Origin of the sequence: Alcaligenes nematophilus, assembly GCF_026344155.1 — a bacterium.
Lineage (GTDB): Bacteria > Pseudomonadota > Gammaproteobacteria > Burkholderiales > Burkholderiaceae_B > Alcaligenes > Alcaligenes phenolicus.
Map to the genome: position 1 here is coordinate 374,291 of NZ_JAPKMZ010000003.1, position 15,803 is coordinate 390,093.

General features: G+C 57.9%; 17 protein-coding genes. 5 read left to right on the forward strand and 12 right to left on the reverse strand.

The window, feature by feature from the left end:
• Window positions 1–3 precede the first annotated feature (3 nt).
• The 9 genes from OSH04_RS10390 to OSH04_RS10430 all read right to left on the reverse strand — a co-directional run bounded on the left by OSH04_RS10390 (window position 4) and on the right by OSH04_RS10430 (window position 8,747).
• Window positions 4–1,296 (reverse strand): TRAP transporter large permease, encoded by a 1,293-nt coding sequence (locus OSH04_RS10390; RefSeq protein WP_035269825.1) that lies wholly within the window; start codon window positions 1,294–1,296, stop codon window positions 4–6.
• A complete protein-coding gene (locus OSH04_RS10395; RefSeq protein WP_235332453.1) occupies window positions 1,289–1,792 on the reverse strand; it encodes a TRAP transporter small permease in 504 nt (167 codons plus the stop codon). The genes OSH04_RS10390 and OSH04_RS10395 overlap by 8 nt, the downstream gene beginning before the upstream one ends.
• A gap of 68 nt (window positions 1,793–1,860) precedes the next feature.
• Window positions 1,861–2,901, reverse strand: coding sequence for a TRAP transporter substrate-binding protein (locus OSH04_RS10400; protein ID WP_266108410.1), 1,041 nt, complete (start codon window positions 2,899–2,901; stop codon window positions 1,861–1,863).
• A gap of 53 nt (window positions 2,902–2,954) precedes the next feature.
• The gene (locus OSH04_RS10405; RefSeq protein WP_203145353.1) at window positions 2,955–3,902 is read right to left on the reverse strand and encodes an NAD-dependent epimerase/dehydratase family protein; all 948 of its coding nucleotides are present in this window, start codon (window positions 3,900–3,902) and stop codon (window positions 2,955–2,957) included.
• 3 nt (window positions 3,903–3,905) lie between these two features.
• Entirely contained in the window at window positions 3,906–4,736 is an 831-nt protein-coding gene (locus OSH04_RS10410; protein WP_266108411.1) for a hydroxypyruvate isomerase family protein, read from the reverse strand.
• Between the two features lie 13 nt (window positions 4,737–4,749).
• Window positions 4,750–5,646, reverse strand: coding sequence for an NAD(P)-dependent oxidoreductase (locus OSH04_RS10415; RefSeq protein WP_266108412.1), 897 nt, complete (start codon window positions 5,644–5,646; stop codon window positions 4,750–4,752).
• A 1-nt stretch (window position 5,647) separates the two neighbouring features.
• Window positions 5,648–7,360: a dihydroxy-acid dehydratase gene (gene ilvD / locus OSH04_RS10420; protein ID WP_031232959.1), complete on the reverse strand. Its 1,713-nt coding sequence runs from the start codon at window positions 7,358–7,360 to the stop codon at window positions 5,648–5,650.
• Between the two features lie 35 nt (window positions 7,361–7,395).
• On the reverse strand, window positions 7,396–8,088 hold the full coding sequence (locus OSH04_RS10425; RefSeq protein ID WP_009455428.1) for a GntR family transcriptional regulator: 693 nt from the start codon (window positions 8,086–8,088) through the stop codon (window positions 7,396–7,398).
• A 170-nt stretch (window positions 8,089–8,258) separates the two neighbouring features.
• Window positions 8,259–8,747, reverse strand: coding sequence for an Lrp/AsnC family transcriptional regulator (locus tag OSH04_RS10430; RefSeq protein WP_035269814.1), 489 nt, complete (start codon window positions 8,745–8,747; stop codon window positions 8,259–8,261).
• Window positions 8,748–8,861: 114 nt separating this feature from the next.
• Between OSH04_RS10430 and OSH04_RS10435 the strand changes: the two genes are divergently transcribed.
• From OSH04_RS10435 to OSH04_RS10450, 4 genes are read left to right on the forward strand one after another with little or no spacing between them, the layout of a single operon-like run.
• Window positions 8,862–9,041: a hypothetical protein gene (locus tag OSH04_RS10435; protein ID WP_137430537.1), complete on the forward strand. Its 180-nt coding sequence runs from the start codon at window positions 8,862–8,864 to the stop codon at window positions 9,039–9,041.
• A 19-nt stretch (window positions 9,042–9,060) separates the two neighbouring features.
• Window positions 9,061–9,933 carry a tryptophan 2,3-dioxygenase gene (gene kynA / locus OSH04_RS10440; protein ID WP_266108413.1) on the forward strand — a complete coding sequence of 291 codons (873 nt, stop codon included), beginning with the start codon at window positions 9,061–9,063 and terminating at the stop codon, window positions 9,931–9,933.
• The gene (locus tag OSH04_RS10445) at window positions 9,933–10,838 is read left to right on the forward strand and encodes an alpha/beta hydrolase (protein WP_266108414.1); all 906 of its coding nucleotides are present in this window, start codon (window positions 9,933–9,935) and stop codon (window positions 10,836–10,838) included. Before kynA ends, OSH04_RS10445 begins: the two co-directional genes overlap by 1 nt.
• Window positions 10,838–11,215 carry a RidA family protein gene (locus OSH04_RS10450; RefSeq protein WP_035269810.1) on the forward strand — a complete coding sequence of 126 codons (378 nt, stop codon included), beginning with the start codon at window positions 10,838–10,840 and terminating at the stop codon, window positions 11,213–11,215. The genes OSH04_RS10445 and OSH04_RS10450 overlap by 1 nt, the downstream gene beginning before the upstream one ends.
• Window positions 11,216–11,278: 63 nt before the next feature.
• Here OSH04_RS10450 and OSH04_RS10455 read toward each other — a convergent pair whose 3' ends face one another.
• Both OSH04_RS10455 and panB read right to left on the reverse strand, forming a co-directional pair.
• Complete coding sequence (locus OSH04_RS10455) at window positions 11,279–12,244, reverse strand: LysR family transcriptional regulator (RefSeq protein ID WP_009456820.1); 966 nt, start codon at window positions 12,242–12,244, stop codon at window positions 11,279–11,281.
• Between the two features lie 64 nt (window positions 12,245–12,308).
• A complete protein-coding gene (gene panB / locus OSH04_RS10460; protein ID WP_009456821.1) occupies window positions 12,309–13,130 on the reverse strand; it encodes a 3-methyl-2-oxobutanoate hydroxymethyltransferase in 822 nt (273 codons plus the stop codon).
• 301 nt (window positions 13,131–13,431) lie between these two features.
• Between panB and OSH04_RS10465 the strand changes: the two genes are divergently transcribed.
• Window positions 13,432–14,286, forward strand: coding sequence for an aldo/keto reductase (locus OSH04_RS10465; RefSeq protein WP_022983645.1), 855 nt, complete (start codon window positions 13,432–13,434; stop codon window positions 14,284–14,286).
• Here OSH04_RS10465 and OSH04_RS10470 read toward each other — a convergent pair.
• Window positions 14,283–15,698 (reverse strand): MFS transporter, encoded by a 1,416-nt coding sequence (locus tag OSH04_RS10470; RefSeq protein ID WP_035269806.1) that lies wholly within the window; start codon window positions 15,696–15,698, stop codon window positions 14,283–14,285. The genes OSH04_RS10465 and OSH04_RS10470 overlap by 4 nt on opposite strands.
• Window positions 15,699–15,803 lie beyond the last annotated feature (105 nt).

A 15,803-nucleotide genomic window follows, 5' to 3' on the forward strand; every position in this document is an offset into this window, starting at 1 on the left:
TTTTTATCCAAGGTATTTGGGCAAAAGCAGCGAGATGACCGGGAAGGCCAAAAGCACCGCCAGGCGGAAAACGTCGGCTACCACGAAGGGAATCACACCCCGATACAGCGTGCTCATCTTCACGTCGGGCAGCAGGCTTTTCAGGACCATCACGTTCATGCCCACGGGCGGGGTGATGAAGCTGATTTCCGTCACCACCACCACGATGATGCCGAACCAGATCAGGTCAAAGCCCAGGTGCTGCACCAAGGGGTAGAAAATAGGCACGGTCAGCAAGACCATGGACATACTTTCCAACACACTGCCCAGCACGATGTAAATCGCGCAAATCAGCAGAATCACCACGATCGGGCTCATATCGAACTGTTGCACCCAATCCTGCAAATCGCCAGGCATGGAGGTGAAGTTGATGAAGCTGGAAAACAGCAAGGCTCCGATCAGCACCATGAACAGCATCCCCGTGGTACGCGCCGACTCGACCAGCACGTTGGAAAGCACTTGCCAGGTCAAACGGCCACGCAACAGCGCGAACAGGAAGGCACCACACGCACCAATCCCCGCCGCTTCGGTAGAACTGAAGATCCCGCCGTAAATACCGCCCATGACGATGATGAACAGCACCAGCACGCCCCAGACATCGCGCAACGCAAGCAAACGCTCTTTCCAGCTCATGCGCTCGCCGGGAGGGCCCGCATTGGGGTCACGCCAGATCGTCCAGCGCACCGCCAGAAGATAGAAAATAATGGCCAGCAGGCCTGGCAAAATACCGGCAGCAAACATCTTGCCGATGCTTTGCTCGGTCAAGATGGCATAGACCACCATGACAATAGAGGGCGGAATCAGAATGCCCAGCGTGCCACCGGCGGCGATGGAACCGGAAGCCAGCGCACGGCTATAGCCCAGTCTGCGCATTTCCGGATAAGCCACCTTGGACATGGTGGCCGCTGTTGCCAGGCTGGAGCCACACACCGCACCAAAGCCACCACAGGCCACCACCGTAGACATGGCCAAACCGCCTTTACGATGGCCCAGGAAGGCATACGCCGCGGCATACAGTTCTTTGGACAACTTGGCTTGAGTAATGAAATTACCCATCAAGATGAACAGCGGCAACACGGACAGCAAATACTGAAATCCGCTTTCACGCACGACTGCGCCGGTCATGGCATAGGCAGAAGGCCAATTGCGCATGATGCCAACGCCAATAAAGCCCACCAGGGCCATGGAAAACGCCACCGGCACCCGCAGGAAGATCAAGAGGAGCATGGCTGCAAAGCCAATCAGTGCTTCAGTCATTCTGTGCCTCTTCTTCCAGATGGGCGGTGTCTGCGTTCAGATCCCGGCGAAGCTGAGCCAGCTCCACGATGGTGTTGACGAACAGCATGATGCTCATGAAATAAACAACCGGAGCCAATGGCAGCCCCAGCAAAGTGGTCTGATCCAGGTATTCGGCCGCCGACTCGGCTTGTGTCCAGCTGACCATGGCCAGCAAGGCACTGATTCCAGCAGCCAGCAGGTGGCTGGTGACATGGACGACACGGACACCCTTCTCCCCACCAGGAATAGGCACTAAATCAACAACAACGTGTTCACGCTCCATGGTGGCAAAAACGATGCCGCAGAAAATGACACCTACCATCAATATTTCGGTCAGCTCTACCGCCCCCATGACCGATACGTTGAAAATGTAGCGCCCTAATACATCAGCCAGAGTCAGCAAGGCCAGCGAGACCATGCATAACTCGGTCAAACGTCGAAGACCCGCTCTTAATAAAGAGAGAATGGAGTTCATGCTTTGTAGCTCCGGGGCTGCTGGCGCACGAGGCGCACAGCAGGTTCAAGACAGTCTGCGTGTACTGATCAATTCGCGCTTTCCCGCTGCTTCAGGTCGGCACGGAACTCGGCCAGTACAGCAGGCCCGTCTATGCCCTTGGCCTTGGCGGCATCCAGCCATGCCTGCTCGAAGGACGCTGTGCGCTCTTTGACGGCGGCAATCAGCTCATCGCTGGCAGGATGAAACTGCACCTTGTGCTCTTCCAGGACCTTCATGGCGGCCACGTCTGCATCACCCCAGGCCTTGCCGCCCAGGCGAGCAATATGCTCACCGGACAGGCTCATCAGAATCTCGCGGTCTTTTTCAGACAAACGATCAAAGGCGCTCGGGTTCATGATGATGCCGTGCAGATCCGCATAGAGGCCACCGGGGAAAACCGTGGCGTGCTTGACCACCGTATCCAGGCGGAAAGAGGCCACGGACTCGGGCGGGAACAGCACGCCGTCCACCACGCCGGTGCTCAGCAGCTCATACGATTCGGAGGCGGGCTTCACAACCGCGTTCACCTTCAGGGCCTTGGACAAGTCGGCCTGCATACCACCACCAATGCGCAGCTTCAGGCCCTCGAAGTCGACAATGTTCTGTACCTGCTTGTCAGTGGTGTAGACGCTGCCTGGGCCGTGTCCATAAATGCCTAGCAATTTGATACCGCGATGCTCTTTGGCATCTTGCAGGTACTTGCTATAAATGTCCCAGGCCGCCAGCGAAGTAGACTCGGCGCTATTGCCCGAGAACGGCAGCATGGCAAACTTCATCAAATCAAAATTGCCGGGGTAATAGGAATAGGAAATAAAGGCCAGATCCACAATCCCATTGCGTACCGCATCCAGGTGCCCTACCGGGTTGGTCACGGCCTTGGTCAGAAAGTTGATCTTGACGCGCCCTTCAGTGGCCTGCTCCACCTCTTTGGCCCAGGGCTTCATGAAGTTCGCCACCAGCACATGCGTTTGCGGAATCCAGGCAGAGAAAGTCAGCTCCACAGGCTTGTCCGCTTTTGCGGGACCAGCTGCCACTGCCAGGCTGGTTAAGGCCATACCCAACAGGCGAGAAATCCATCGGTTCTTCATGGGGAAATCCTTTTTTGGTGGTAGTTCGTTATAGGTATAGTTAGCCAGGCCCGTCAGGAGACAAGGGCCTGCTCAATCAAGGTTTCGGCATCGCCGTCATGATGCATACCCAACTGCGTGGCGATTGCCGTTGTCAAAGGCGGCCACTGGGCAAACTGCTGGTCAAACTGAGGGTTGGACTGAAAGCTCAATCCCGCATCGGCCCCCCGGCCATAGCGGGATTTGGCAGCCTGTACCAGGTCTGCCACCTGAAGACGCTGGGCGGGAAGATTCCACACCCGACCAGCGGGCAAGCGAGCGGCTTCCAGGCTCGCTGTTGTCAGAAGGTGCCGCACACAGGCGGGCAAGGAAAGCAGCCAGATCCAGCCTTGGGGGCCGATGGGGCACTCGTAAGTGCTTCCAGCAGCCAAGGCATGGATCAAAGAGCTGGCAAATGAAGACAAGGCTGTTTCAGCAGTCATGGGGCGAGCAACCACAGTAGGCAAACGAACCGAGCGGCCATCCAGAAAACCCCGGCGGCTGTAATCGGCAAGCAGCAGTTCCACCATCCGCTTCTGCGTTCCGTAACTTAAAGTGGGTGCGACGGGCGTGTTGTCATCCACCTGCTGGGGCAGTGGCGTACCAAAGACACCGATACTGCTGGCATACACCACAACGGGACACTGGCCTTGCTGTCGCAGATGCTCAAACAAGCCTATCGTGCCGTCTATATTGACGCGCAAACCCAGTGCAAAATTCTCTTCAGCCAGCCGACTGGTCACCGAGGCCAGATGGAAAACCGTGTCGGGTGCTGGCGTTAGCACCGCCCCCAGCACGGCTTTATCGGACAAGTCACCACTAATGCAACGCAGTCCAGGCAGGTGGGGATAGCCTTGCTCTTCAAAAGCCAAATCCGTCAGCGTCAGGCTTTGAATCTCATTAGCCGCAAGCAGTTTGGCCGCCGCACGAGCAAGCGCTTGACCGATGTAGCCGTTGGCGCCGGTAATCAAGACGTGCTTCATGGCTTATCTCCCGGCAGCCTGCATGCAAGCAGCATCACGCTGACGTGGCGCAGCCAGCACACCACGATCACGCAAGGGCTGGCACCAAGCCAAACCTTCTGAAGGCAAGCCGCGAGGCTGATACTCGCAACCCAGCCAGCTGTCGTAAGCCAAGGCGGGCAAAGCGGCTACGCCTGCCAGCAAATCATGCTGTGCAAGATCAGGCTCGTAGCGACCATCGGCGCCCGCGATCTGCACATAGCCAATCCAGGGAGCACAGACTGCCACGCTGGACGGGACATCCAGACTTTCTTTGACGCAGTGGTAGTAATCAAACTGCAGACGCAGGCGCGGGGAGTTGAAATGCTGGAGCACCTCAATGACCTGCTCGGGCAAATAATAGAAGTACCCGGCCATATCGCTGCGGTTGAGCGCCTCCAGAGTCAGCACCAGATCATCCGCTTCAGCCAAGGCCAAAGCCTGTTCCAGATTACTGAGCAGTGCGGCCCGACAGTCTTGCTGTGCAAAAGGGCTGACGTCACCCGCCATCACATGAATACGGCGGCAGCCGGTAGCCTGTGCCACAGCACGGGCGCGATCAAAGGCTTCCTGAAACTGCGCTTGTGCGCCGGGAATGGCCGCCCAGCCCAAACGGCCCTGCCCCTCGCCTATCGGCGTATTGATCAGTGTCAGTTCCAGCTTGGCGGCTTTCAACTGACTGGCGTACCAGCCGGGTGCATAGTCATAGGGCAGTAAAATCTCGACGCCCTGAAAACCGTCAGCCGCTGCAGCCTCAAAACGTTCGCTCCAGTCCAGATGCCGATACAACCAGCTGAGATTAGCGGATAGTTGCATGGGGCCGCCTGTCTTATGCGTCTATCTGGCGAAGGAAGGCGTCACGCTGCTCAGGCAGCACAACGCTGACCAAGGCAGACACTTCGGCCTGACCCAAACCCATGGCGCTTGCCACGCGCAACATTTGCTGCACGCTGGCCGCAACCGGCATAGGCGCACCGCTGTGTTGAGCATTGGCGATCAAGGTGTCGATATCCTTGAGCATGGTGGACAGCGCACCGATGCTTTTCGCTTGGGCTTCTATCATGCGCGGGGCAAAGATCTGCAAAGGCTTGGAGTCCGCCCAGCCGCCCGCCAGCGCCGGGGCCAGCTTGTCCACATTGATGTTATTGCGCTGGGCAAAGCCAATGGCTTCGGCCAACGCCGCAATCGAGGTCGCCACGATGGCCTGGTTGCACAGCTTGGTCGCCTGCCCGGTACCGGAAGGCCCCATATGCGTAATATTGCCGGCATAGGCACGCATGGCGGCCTCGGCTTCAGCCATATGGGTTTCACTGCCGCCCGTCATGATGGCCAGCGTACCGGCCTCCACACCTGGAATACCGCCAGACACCGGAGCATCAATCCAGTCCGCTCCGCAACTTTCCAGCAAACGGGCGGCCAATTTGCGTGTGGCCTCAGGGTCAATACTGGAATGATCCACCAGCCATTTAAGGCCCACAGCCTGAGCAATCCCGTCCGCACCGAACACCACGGCCTCGGCAGCCTTGGCATCAAACAGGCATAACAAGACGCCGTCGGTGCCTTCAGCCGCTTCACGTGGCGTGCCCACAATCTGCGCGCCGAGCGCTGCCAGCGGCTCGGCCTTTTCCCTGGAGCGATTCCAGACTTTGACCTCGTGACCCGCTTTCAGCAGGCGCTGCACCATGGCAGCACCCATCAATCCCAAACCGCAAAAACCGAGTTTCATCTTATACGTCCTCAAGCTGCTCTTGCGGCCACTCGGCAGCCCCCGAATGAGTCACTGCCCCTTCATTGGTCGGTCCAACCAGGCGTGCGTACTTCTCCAGCGCGCCAGCCAAACGATCTCGTACGAAGGGTTTCCATTGCTCTCTGCGTGCAGCCAGCTCCTCGTCGGACACATGCAGCTGCATGCTGCTTTGCGTGGCATCGATGGTGATACGGTCGCCGTCGCGCACCAAGCCGATGTTCCCACCGGCTGCTGCCTCGGGGCTGGCATAGCCGATACACATGCCGCGTGTCGCACCGGAGAAACGGCCATCGGTCAGCAGTGCCACTTTCTCGCCATTGCCATGGCCGTAAATAGCCGCAGTAACGCTTAACATCTCGCGCATGCCGGGGCCGCCTTTGGGTCCTTCGTTGCGAATGATCAGTACATCGCCAGTCTCGTAGGCCTGCTTGGACACCACGGCCATGCAGTCTTCCTCGGTTTCAAAGACGCGAGCGCGGCCTTCAAAAACCAGAGACTTCAAGCCGGCAATTTTCAGCAAGGCGCCATCGGGGCACAGATTGCCCTTGAGCACGACCAGACCGCCCGACGCATGGATGGGCTGATCGCTGCTACGCACGATACGGCCATCCACATCGGGGAAGCTCTCCAGGGCTTCGGCCAAGGTTTCGCCGGTAATGGTCAACACATCGCCGTGCAGGTGGCCGCTTTTCAGCAGTGCCTTGAGCACTACAGGCACCCCGCCAATCACGTCCAGATCGCGGGCCAGATAACGGCCGCCGGGCTGCAAATCGGCAATCAGTGGCGTGCGGTTGAACACTTCGGCCAGATCGTCCATGGTGAAACGAATGCCCACTTCGTGCGCAATAGCAGGGATATGCAAGGCCACGTTGGTCGAGCCGCCAGTCGCTGCAACAGCCGCTGCGGCATTTTCCAGACTCTTGCGGGTGATGAGATCACGCGGCAAAGGACCACCGTTTTCCAGAATCTCCATCACGCGGCGACCAGCTCGGCGAGCCAGTGCATGCCGCTGGCTGTAAACCGCCGGGGTGGTCGACGAACCCAGGAAGGACATGCCCAAAGCCTCTGCCACCATACCCATGGTATTGGCGGTGAACTGGCCCGGACAGGAGCCCACGGTCATGGCACAGGTGCGCTCAATGCCGTGCAGTTGCTCCAGGGAAATCGCCCCAGTCTGATAACGACCCACACCCTCAATGGCAGTCAGCACCGTGTTTTCAGTGCCATCGGGCGAGTAGCCCGGCAACATGGAGCCACCGTAAATGAAAACCGAAGGGACATTGAGGCGCGCCATGGCCATCAGGGTGCCGGGCAGCGTCTTGTCGCAACCGCCCAAACCGACCAAAGCGTCATAGGCATGGCCACGCACGGCTATTTCCATGCTGTCGGCAATCATCTCGCGCGAGACCAGGCTCATGCGCATGCCAGCGTGGTTCATGGAGGTGCCATCGGACACGGAAATCGTGTTCATCATGACGGGTACGCCACCACCTTGGGCTACACCCAGGCGCACGCTGTCTGCTTGTGGGCCCAGCGATTTGGAACAGGGTGTGTTGTCTCCGGCGGTTCCAATGATGGCGACCATCGAACGGTCCAGATCATCATCGTCCAGGCCTGTTGCACGCAGAAAGGCTCGGTGTGGGGTGCGAGTCACGCCCTCGGTCACTGCTTTTGATCTATGTTTTTTTAGCATGGTCTTTGGTGGTGATGAGTAGTTAAGAGATCGACTTAATCGGCCAGGTCCAAGCGATCAAAGATCCAGGAAACATCTTCCTGAATGTATTGGCGCGCCTGGGCAAAATTGCCCGCGCGCAGCGCTTTGACGGTGGATTCGTGCAGGTGATCGGCAGAGTCTTCGTTGTGCAGCTGCTCGCGGGTTTCACGCAAGTAAGCGCCCGACTGCAGCCACAGGCTCTCGATCATGGCGAGCATGACGGGAGACTGAGCGGCTCCGTAAATCGTGAAATGAAAGATCCGGTTTTTTTCCAGGCTGCTGGCCACGCCTTTGGGCGTGCGGCGCTCTTGGGTGATTTCTTGCGCCAGTTGCTCCAGCTGATCCAGCACGGACGGAGTCAGGAAAGGCCCCGCCCATTCGGTGACGGTGCCTTCGATCAAAACGCGGGCGCGGCGAATATCGCTCAGGCAGGCTTTGGTGATCAAAGGAACACGGGTAGTGCCGTTAGGCAAAGGCTCCAGCCCCTGCTGTGCCACCAGACGGCGCAGTGCTTCGCGCACGGGCATGGTGCTGGTACCCAGCGCATCGGCCAGGTACTGAATGCCAAGCACTTGGCCCGCACGGTACTCACCGTGCATCAGCTTGTTACGTAGGGCTTGATAGACCGCTTCGTTGACGGATTGCCGAACGATGGGTTGAAAAGCTTCGAGCGGAGCGCTTGTGCTTGCAGCATCTGAATGTTTCATTAAATTCCGTCACAACGTGAATTCGAGCAAAGATTTGTGATTTTTGATCAATTCTAAGGACGGACTTCTACGACAACAAATCAGAGCTAACCCTTAGCCACCTGATTCGTGATGAGCGACTCGACACGCTTTGTGAGCGAGCCGCGCATCAGCTTTTGCAGAGCACTTGATCAGGCTGCAGGGCCGGCCATTGCTGGGATTGGCAGTGCGTTAAGGCCCTTGAATTCCTGCAAGGAAAAACTGGTCTGCGCTTGCCGAACACCGGGTAAACGATGCAATTTTCGTTGCAACAATTCCGAATAGCTGTCCAGATCCTTGGCCACGACCATCAGCAAAAAATCCGCCGGACCGGCAATGCCGTGGCACATCACCACCTCCGGAATATCGCGCACGGCCTCCACAAATTGCACCGAACGCTCTTCATTTTGAAAGTCCACACTGATGCTGACAAAGGCCACCACGCCATAACCCAGGCCACGACGATCCAGCCGGGCGTGGTAGCCTGAAATAAGCCCGGCTTCTTCCATGCGTCGAATCCGGCGCCAGCAAGGCGACTGCGATATACCCACTTTTTGCGCCAGCTCGCTTGTTGTCAGCCGGGCGTTTCCTTGCAGCTCGGCCAGCAAACTGCCATCCACCTGATCCAGTTCTATTTGCATAAAAAAACCCGTTTTTTAAGTTTTTCAGAAAAAGTTATGCTTCTATAAAAAACAGCTTGGCGCAAGACCCTTAAATCCATAAGATCAACGCATAAATTTAAGTGGGATGAAATTATGAAACCACAGACCCATTTCAGCTTTACCCCTATGCCCGCCTACTCAGGTGACCGCATCCTGCCGCTGATGGAGACCTTCGGGCAAGATGTATTGCAAACTCCCCTCGGCGCGCAACGCGACTTTGATTTTCTATCGACCCACGCGACCTGTTCCACAGGTCGCGCAGATCATTATTAACGTACCGGGAACAGAACAAATGAATGCTTCCAAAGCATCGGCTGACAAGGGAATCAGCGAGACAGAGCGCATTGTTTCGGAAGAAAAAGCGCAGTTGGATTTCAGCCAATCCATGAGCTATGGCGACTACTTGCACCTGGACGAGGTGCTGGGCGCTCAACACCCGCTCTCGCCTGCCCACGACGAAATGCTGTTCATCATCCAGCACCAGACCAGCGAACTCTGGATGAAACTGATGCTGCATGAAGTGACCGCCGCCACTGCAGCCATCGCAGCCGACCGCTACGCCGACACCTTCAAGATGATGGCGCGGGTCTCGCGCATCATGGAGCAGCTGGTCAGTGCCTGGACCGTGCTCTCGACCATGACCCCGCCGGAATACACGGCGATGCGCCCTTATCTGGCCAGCTCCAGCGGTTTTCAAAGCGCGCAGTATCGCTGCATTGAATTTGCTCTGGGCAACAAGAATGCGGCCATGCTCAAGCCCCATGCCCATAGGCCAGACCTGCTCCAGATGGTCGACAAGGCGTACCGTGCCCCTTCGCTCTATGACGAGTCGCTGCGCCTGCTGGCCCGCCAGGGCTTTGCCATTCCCGCCGATCACCTGGCCCGTGACTGGACACAGCCCTACGAAGCCAGCCCCGAGGTGGAAGCTGCATGGTTGGAGGTCTACCGTGACCCGCATGCACACTGGGATCTATACCAGCTGGGCGAGAAGCTGACCGACATTGAGGACGCCTTCCGTCTTTGGCGTTTCCGCCATGTCACGACTGTTGAGCGCGTCATCGGCTTCAAACGCGGCACGGGCGGCACAGGCGGCGTCAGCTACCTGCGCAAGATGCTCGATGTGGTGCTGTTCCCCGAGATCTGGACTGTTCGGACCGCGCTGTAATGCAAGCCCCACAGGACTTACTCTCCGCGCAGGAGCGCGAACGTGAATACTCGCCCAGTTCCTGTATAGGCGGGAACTACGCACCCTATATCGAGGACTACGCCACACTTAGCGCAGCAGCTTTGCAAAGCGGAGCTCGGCATGCCGAGCTTGCCTATGGCAATGCCGCCGCGCATAAGCTTGACCTCTTTTTACCTGCACCCCGCGACTCGGAATCCCTCCCGCCGCTGCTGCTATTTATTCATGGCGGCTACTGGCAGGAGCTTTCCAAGGCTTCCTCTTTATTCTCGGCCCCGGACTGCACCGAGGCCGGCATTGCCTTTGCCGCCATTGAGTACACCTTGGCACCGCAAGCCTCTGTCCACGACATGGTGCTGGAGTGCCGCCAGGCTCTGCGCTGGCTGCATCAACATGGCGAAGAACTGGGCTTTGACCCGCAACGTATCGTCGTGTCCGGCAGTTCTGCCGGCGCGCATCTGGCTGCCATGTGCTGCTTGCGTGGATGGAAAGATGATGCCGATTTACCCGTAGGGGCACCCGCAGCGGCGGTACTCGTTTCAGGCATTTACGACCTGCAGCCCCTGATTGGCACCAGCATCAATGAGGCACTGTCTCTGGACACGGCGAGCGCACAAGCGATCAGCCCCCAACTGCTTGATCTGACGGGCTTTCCGCCCGCCATCATCAGCTGGGGAGAAATCGAAACCTCGGAGTTCAAACGCCAGAGTCAGGCTTTTGCCGATGCGCTTAATGCAGTGGGAGCCCGGTATCTGCCCCCCATCGAAATGCCAGCACGCAACCACTTCGATGTCATTCTTGACCAGGCTCGTCCCAACACCCGCTTGGGAGATGCCACGCACGCGCTCTTTGCGTCCTTGCCGGTCACCTCTACTCGGAGCAAGTGATGAAACAAGTTGTCGACGTCGGACTGCCACCCCTGAAGCAAGCGTTTTCCTGGGCAGTCAAAGCCAAAGGGGAAATGCTGTTTACGGTAAACGGACCTGTGCGGCCGGACGGCAGCATTGATACGGGAAGCATCGAGCAGCAAGCTCGCCTGACCTTTGCCAATCTGCAACGGGCCACGCAAGCGGCCGGTGGCAGCCTGGAAAATGTCACCCAAGTGCTGATCTACATGACCGATGTTGCCGACATGGACAGCATCGACAAGGTGTACAGGGAGTTTTTCTCTGCGCCCTTCCCCAACCGCGCCAGTGTTGGCGTTGCAGCCTTGGTGGAGCCGGGCATGAAGCTGGAAGTTCTGGCGTACGCAATGATCCCCTAAGCCCTGCAGAGGCGGGCGAGCATCCAGCAAAGCCGCCCGAGCCTTGATCAACAAGCGTGTTGATTACAGCGAGTCAAACGGATCCTGGGTGCTTGGCAAGCCGGTGTCATCCCCCAGCACAAAGCGCGGGATGAATTGCAGCACGTACTGCCGCATGGCTTCGACCAGGCGCTGCGCATCCGGACGCAGTTCGCGGGATCGCAAAGACACCACACCGACCATATAAGGAACGTGGATATCAATCGGGCGCAACACGACGTTGGGCAGTGGCAGGCCGTGGGCGGTAAAGGGGTCAATCAAGGACACGCCTACCCCTTGGCTGGCCAGAACCAGGCCTTCCAACGAGGAGGCAACCTCGATATGACGGATATCTTCCGGGGCTTCCGGACTGGCGCGCAGCAAGGCGGTTGCCAGGGTATGCCGCAAGCGGTGGCGGTTCTGGATGGAAATCAGGGGGGTACCCTGAATATCACTGAGACGCACCAGTTCCTGTTTGGCCAGGGGATGATTGACGGCCATGCCCAGCAGGCAGGGGCTTTGACCTGACCAATGCAAGGTGCAGCCATCAATGTCCAGCGGCAAACTGGTCACCGCCAGATCGGCCCGTCCTTCGTCAATGGCTTGCACCACTTCTTCCGGCTTTACCGTATCAATAATCAGCTTTTGCTTGAAGGCCGGATCGTGCTGCTCCATGATGCCCAGCGCTTGCGGCACCAAGCCAATCGCCAAGGCGTGAGTAGTCACGATGCGCAGGGGTCGCAGGCCCCCACGGGCGATTTCCAGAGCGCGGCTTTGCAGCACCTCCAGATTCATCAGCACGGGCCGGGCTTCCAGATAGAACTCGCGCCCTTGTTCAGTCAAGGTGACCTGCGGACGGGTGCGGGTAAAAAGCCTGAAGCCCAGTTCCTGTTCCAGCTCCTGGATCTGGCGGCTAACCACTGGCTGAGAGCGGTCCAGCAGTCTGCCAGCAGCGGTAACACTGCCAGCAGACATTACCGCTGCAAAGGCTTCTAATTGGCGAATTTCCATGTCGTTCTATGTGAATGCCGCATTTATCAACACGGAATATTCTAATGCGGAATAGTTAGCCGGACTAGCGTTTCACACCGAAACATTGATCCAGCGTGGGGAAAGAACCATCACGCACTTCAGCCGCGTATTGACCGGCTGCCTGGGAGATCAAGGCACCCACATCCGCGTAGGGTTTGGCGAACTTGGGGATCTTGCCATTGGTCAGACCCAGAATGTCTTCCGTCACCAGAACCTGGCCATCACATGCGGGAGAAGCACCGATACCGATGGTCGGAATAGCGATGGTTTCAGTAATACGGCGGCCCAGACCTTCTGCCACCCCTTCCAGCACCACCCCCCAGGCACCCGCCTGTGCGTGAGCCACCGCGTCTTCCAGCACACGTTGGGCAGCCGCATCTGTCATGCCTTGAGCCTTGTAACCGCCCATGGTGTTGACGTACTGGGGCATCAAACCCACGTGTGCCAGCACGGGCACACCGCGCTCGACCAGGAAGCGCGTGGTTTCAGCCATGGCCTGACCGCCTTCCAGCTTCACCGATTGGGCACCGCTGATGGCGAGCATACGCGATGCATTGGCAAATGCCTGCTGGGGTGATTCCTGATAGCTGCCAAACGGCATATCCACGACAATACAAGCATGTTGAGTCGCACGCACCACGGCAGCAGCATGGGCCGCCATCATATCGACCGTAATGCTTAAGGTATCGGGCATGGCATAGCCCACCATAGCGGTCGAATCGCCCACCAGAATCATATCCAGGTGCTCGTCCAGCATACGTGCGATAGGCGCGATGTAGGCTGTTAATGAAGCAATTTTTTGTTTGCCCTTGCAGGCGATCAAGGCGGGTACGCTAACGCGGACCTGCGTGGTATGTACGCTCATACTTACTCCAGCTGGAATCCCATAGAGCTAAAGCTTATATGGGATTATGAATGATGCAGATTGCAACATCTTAAGAAAAAATCCAGTCGACGCCTCTATAATCGCCGCAGGACAAAAAACAATAAGCTAATTTCCTGCCTACGTACAAGCTTCGCGTGTCCATCCCATGCGGATTCAGGTCCTTTTAAGGACTTTTGCTTTGACACCGCCTGTACTCTAGAGCCCGATCGTTCCCAATGCGCGGTGGTTTCATCAGCCATGTCCTGGCTGTTTTGCCGTGCACTCAACCGAGGAGAGACCTATGTCGACTACCCCCCCAACAATCACCTTCCACGACGATAACCGTGCGCCACAACTGGGCATGGGCGTGTGGCAGGTACCTGCCGAGCAAACGGCCGATGTGGTGTGCAGTGGCATCGAAGCAGGCTACCGCCTGATCGATACCGCCGCCATCTACGGTAACGAGGCCGAGGTGGGCCAAGGGATTCGTCAGTCCAAGGTGCCACGCGAAGAGCTGTTTGTGACCACCAAGCTGTGGAATGACATGCATGGCCACGACAATACCCGTGCAGGCTTTGAAGAAAGCATGGACAAGCTGCAGCTGGATTATGTGGATCTGTACCTGATTCACTGGCCCGTGCCCAAGAACCGCCAGTACATCCAGACTTGGGAAACGCTGATCAATCTGCGCAATGAAGGTCGTGTGAAGTCGATTGGGGTGTGCAACTTCCTGCCCCAGCACCTGCAAACCTTGCTGGACAAGACAGGTGTGTTGCCTGTACTGAACCAGATCGAGCTGCACCCCGGCTTTCAGCAGGCTGAATCGCGCCATTACCACGAAGACCACGCCATCCAGACGCAAGCCTGGAGCCCGCTGGGATTGGGCACGCTGTGGGACAACCCGGTGTTGAACAAGATTGCCAAGGAACATGGCCGTTCCGTGGCGCAAATCATGCTGCGCTGGCAGATTCAGCTGGGCAATATGGTGATTACCAAGTCCAACTCCCCCGAGCGCCAGCGCGACAATATGGACATTTTCAGCTTTGAGCTAAGCGAAGCCGATATGGCCGCCATTGCCAGCCTGGATCAGGCCGACGGCCGTCTTGGCCCGGATCCAGAGCTGTTCCGCCTGCCCAAAAGCACCGTCCAGGACTAAGCCTTGGGGCGCACCCGACGCGCAGGCCCGGACAAGAAGGCTGCAAGAAGGGGCGCCAGGGCAAACAACCACAGCAGAGCCTGCGCCGACTGGCGTGCGCCCTGCACCCCACCGGGGTCCACAAAGCCCGAGGCTGTCGTAATGATTCCTGCCAAGGCCGCACCCAATGCCATCGTGAACAACTGCAAGGTGGTAATGGCGGCCGAGGCAATATTCTCCTGCCCCTTGGGCGCGGAATGAAATACCCGCGTCAGCAAATGCGGCCAGGCCAGACCAATCCCCACTCCGACTCCCAATAAAGACAGGTATAAGGCCCAGGAATAGTCCGTGCCTTCACCCAAGCCTACCCACGGGATAAAGACGCCCAAGGCAGCCAATGACAAGCCCGAGAGCACAGGCCCGGCAATAATCATGCGATCCCCGGTTTTCAGCCCCCGGCTGGAGCTGGCAATAGAACCCAGGGTCCAGCCGCCTGACATCAAGGCCGTCAGGTAGCCTGCTTTCAGCGGGCTCATGTGGTGGATGATCTGCAGGAAATAGGGAATGAAAATTTCCGTTGCCACGGCCACGCTGACCAGACCAATACCGGCATACAGACTGCCCAAGGCCGTGCTGATGGAGTAAGTGCCCTGCGGAAACAGGCGACTGGTGGACTTGCTGTCGACACGCGCCATCAAATAAACCAGAATCGCCCCGCCCAGCACACCGCCCAGATTGATCATCCAGGAAGTAGACAGGCTACCTGCGGACATGACCAGCACAGAAGCGGTCAGCAGCAATACCTTGCCTAAAGTGGAACCGGATTTACGAGTTTCAGGCGCACGCGCATCGCGCAATTGCGTCCAGACCAGAATCGCCAGCAAAGCGGCACATGGCAGGACACTCCAGAAGGCCAGACGCCACTGTCCCATCTGGGCAAATACCCCACCAATCGCCGGACCCGACAAGGTTGCCACACCCCACATACTGGATACCAAGGCCATGACGCGCGGCCAAAGTCGCTCTTCAAATACCAGCCGGATCGAAGAATAGCTCAGGCCCAGCAGCAAGCCGCCGCCCAAACCTTGAATCGTGCGGGCAAAGAGCAGGAAAGGCATGGAAGGCGCTGCCGCGCACAGGGTCGTGCCAATGGCAAAGAACAGCAAGGACATCAAGAAGCTGTGACGCAGACCCAGTTTTTCCAGAACTTGTGGCGACAGGGCCGAGCCCAGAATCGAGGCCACCACAAATAGCGTGGTATTCCAGGCGTAGTACTCCAGCCCGCCGATATCCTCCACCACCGAGGGCAGAATCGTGGTCGCCACGTAGACGTTGATCGCATGAACGGCCACGCCCCCGGCCAAGGCCAGTGAGCGCAAGCCATTACGGCCAGACAGGAGTTCAGACCAAGACGCTTCTTGGGTATTTGCCATTTTTCTTTATCCAAACAAAGAGCCGGCAACCGTGCCGGCCCTTCAAACACACCAGTGCGCCAGTTGCACAGGGCACAACTGACGCACTGTTGGGCGTGCATGCAC

Coding starts and splice junctions, on each gene's coding strand:
- OSH04_RS10390 (WP_035269825.1), bottom strand. CDS start 1,296: ATGACTGAAGCACTGATTGGCTTTGCAGCCATGCTCCTCTTGATCTTC.
- OSH04_RS10395 (WP_235332453.1), bottom strand. CDS start 1,792: ATGAACTCCATTCTCTCTTTATTAAGAGCGGGTCTTCGACGTTTGACC.
- OSH04_RS10400 (WP_266108410.1), bottom strand. CDS start 2,901: ATGAAGAACCGATGGATTTCTCGCCTGTTGGGTATGGCCTTAACCAGC.
- OSH04_RS10405 (WP_203145353.1), bottom strand. CDS start 3,902: ATGAAGCACGTCTTGATTACCGGCGCCAACGGCTACATCGGTCAAGCG.
- OSH04_RS10410 (WP_266108411.1), bottom strand. CDS start 4,736: ATGCAACTATCCGCTAATCTCAGCTGGTTGTATCGGCATCTGGACTGG.
- OSH04_RS10415 (WP_266108412.1), bottom strand. CDS start 5,646: ATGAAACTCGGTTTTTGCGGTTTGGGATTGATGGGTGCTGCCATGGTG.
- ilvD (WP_031232959.1), bottom strand. CDS start 7,360: ATGCTAAAAAAACATAGATCAAAAGCAGTGACCGAGGGCGTGACTCGC.
- OSH04_RS10425 (WP_009455428.1), bottom strand. CDS start 8,088: ATGAAACATTCAGATGCTGCAAGCACAAGCGCTCCGCTCGAAGCTTTT.
- OSH04_RS10430 (WP_035269814.1), bottom strand. CDS start 8,747: ATGCAAATAGAACTGGATCAGGTGGATGGCAGTTTGCTGGCCGAGCTG.
- OSH04_RS10435 (WP_137430537.1), top strand. CDS start 8,862: ATGAAACCACAGACCCATTTCAGCTTTACCCCTATGCCCGCCTACTCA.
- kynA (WP_266108413.1), top strand. CDS start 9,061: ATGAATGCTTCCAAAGCATCGGCTGACAAGGGAATCAGCGAGACAGAG.
- OSH04_RS10445 (WP_266108414.1), top strand. CDS start 9,933: ATGCAAGCCCCACAGGACTTACTCTCCGCGCAGGAGCGCGAACGTGAA.
- OSH04_RS10450 (WP_035269810.1), top strand. CDS start 10,838: ATGAAACAAGTTGTCGACGTCGGACTGCCACCCCTGAAGCAAGCGTTT.
- OSH04_RS10455 (WP_009456820.1), bottom strand. CDS start 12,244: ATGGAAATTCGCCAATTAGAAGCCTTTGCAGCGGTAATGTCTGCTGGC.
- panB (WP_009456821.1), bottom strand. CDS start 13,130: ATGAGCGTACATACCACGCAGGTCCGCGTTAGCGTACCCGCCTTGATC.
- OSH04_RS10465 (WP_022983645.1), top strand. CDS start 13,432: ATGTCGACTACCCCCCCAACAATCACCTTCCACGACGATAACCGTGCG.
- OSH04_RS10470 (WP_035269806.1), bottom strand. CDS start 15,698: ATGGCAAATACCCAAGAAGCGTCTTGGTCTGAACTCCTGTCTGGCCGT.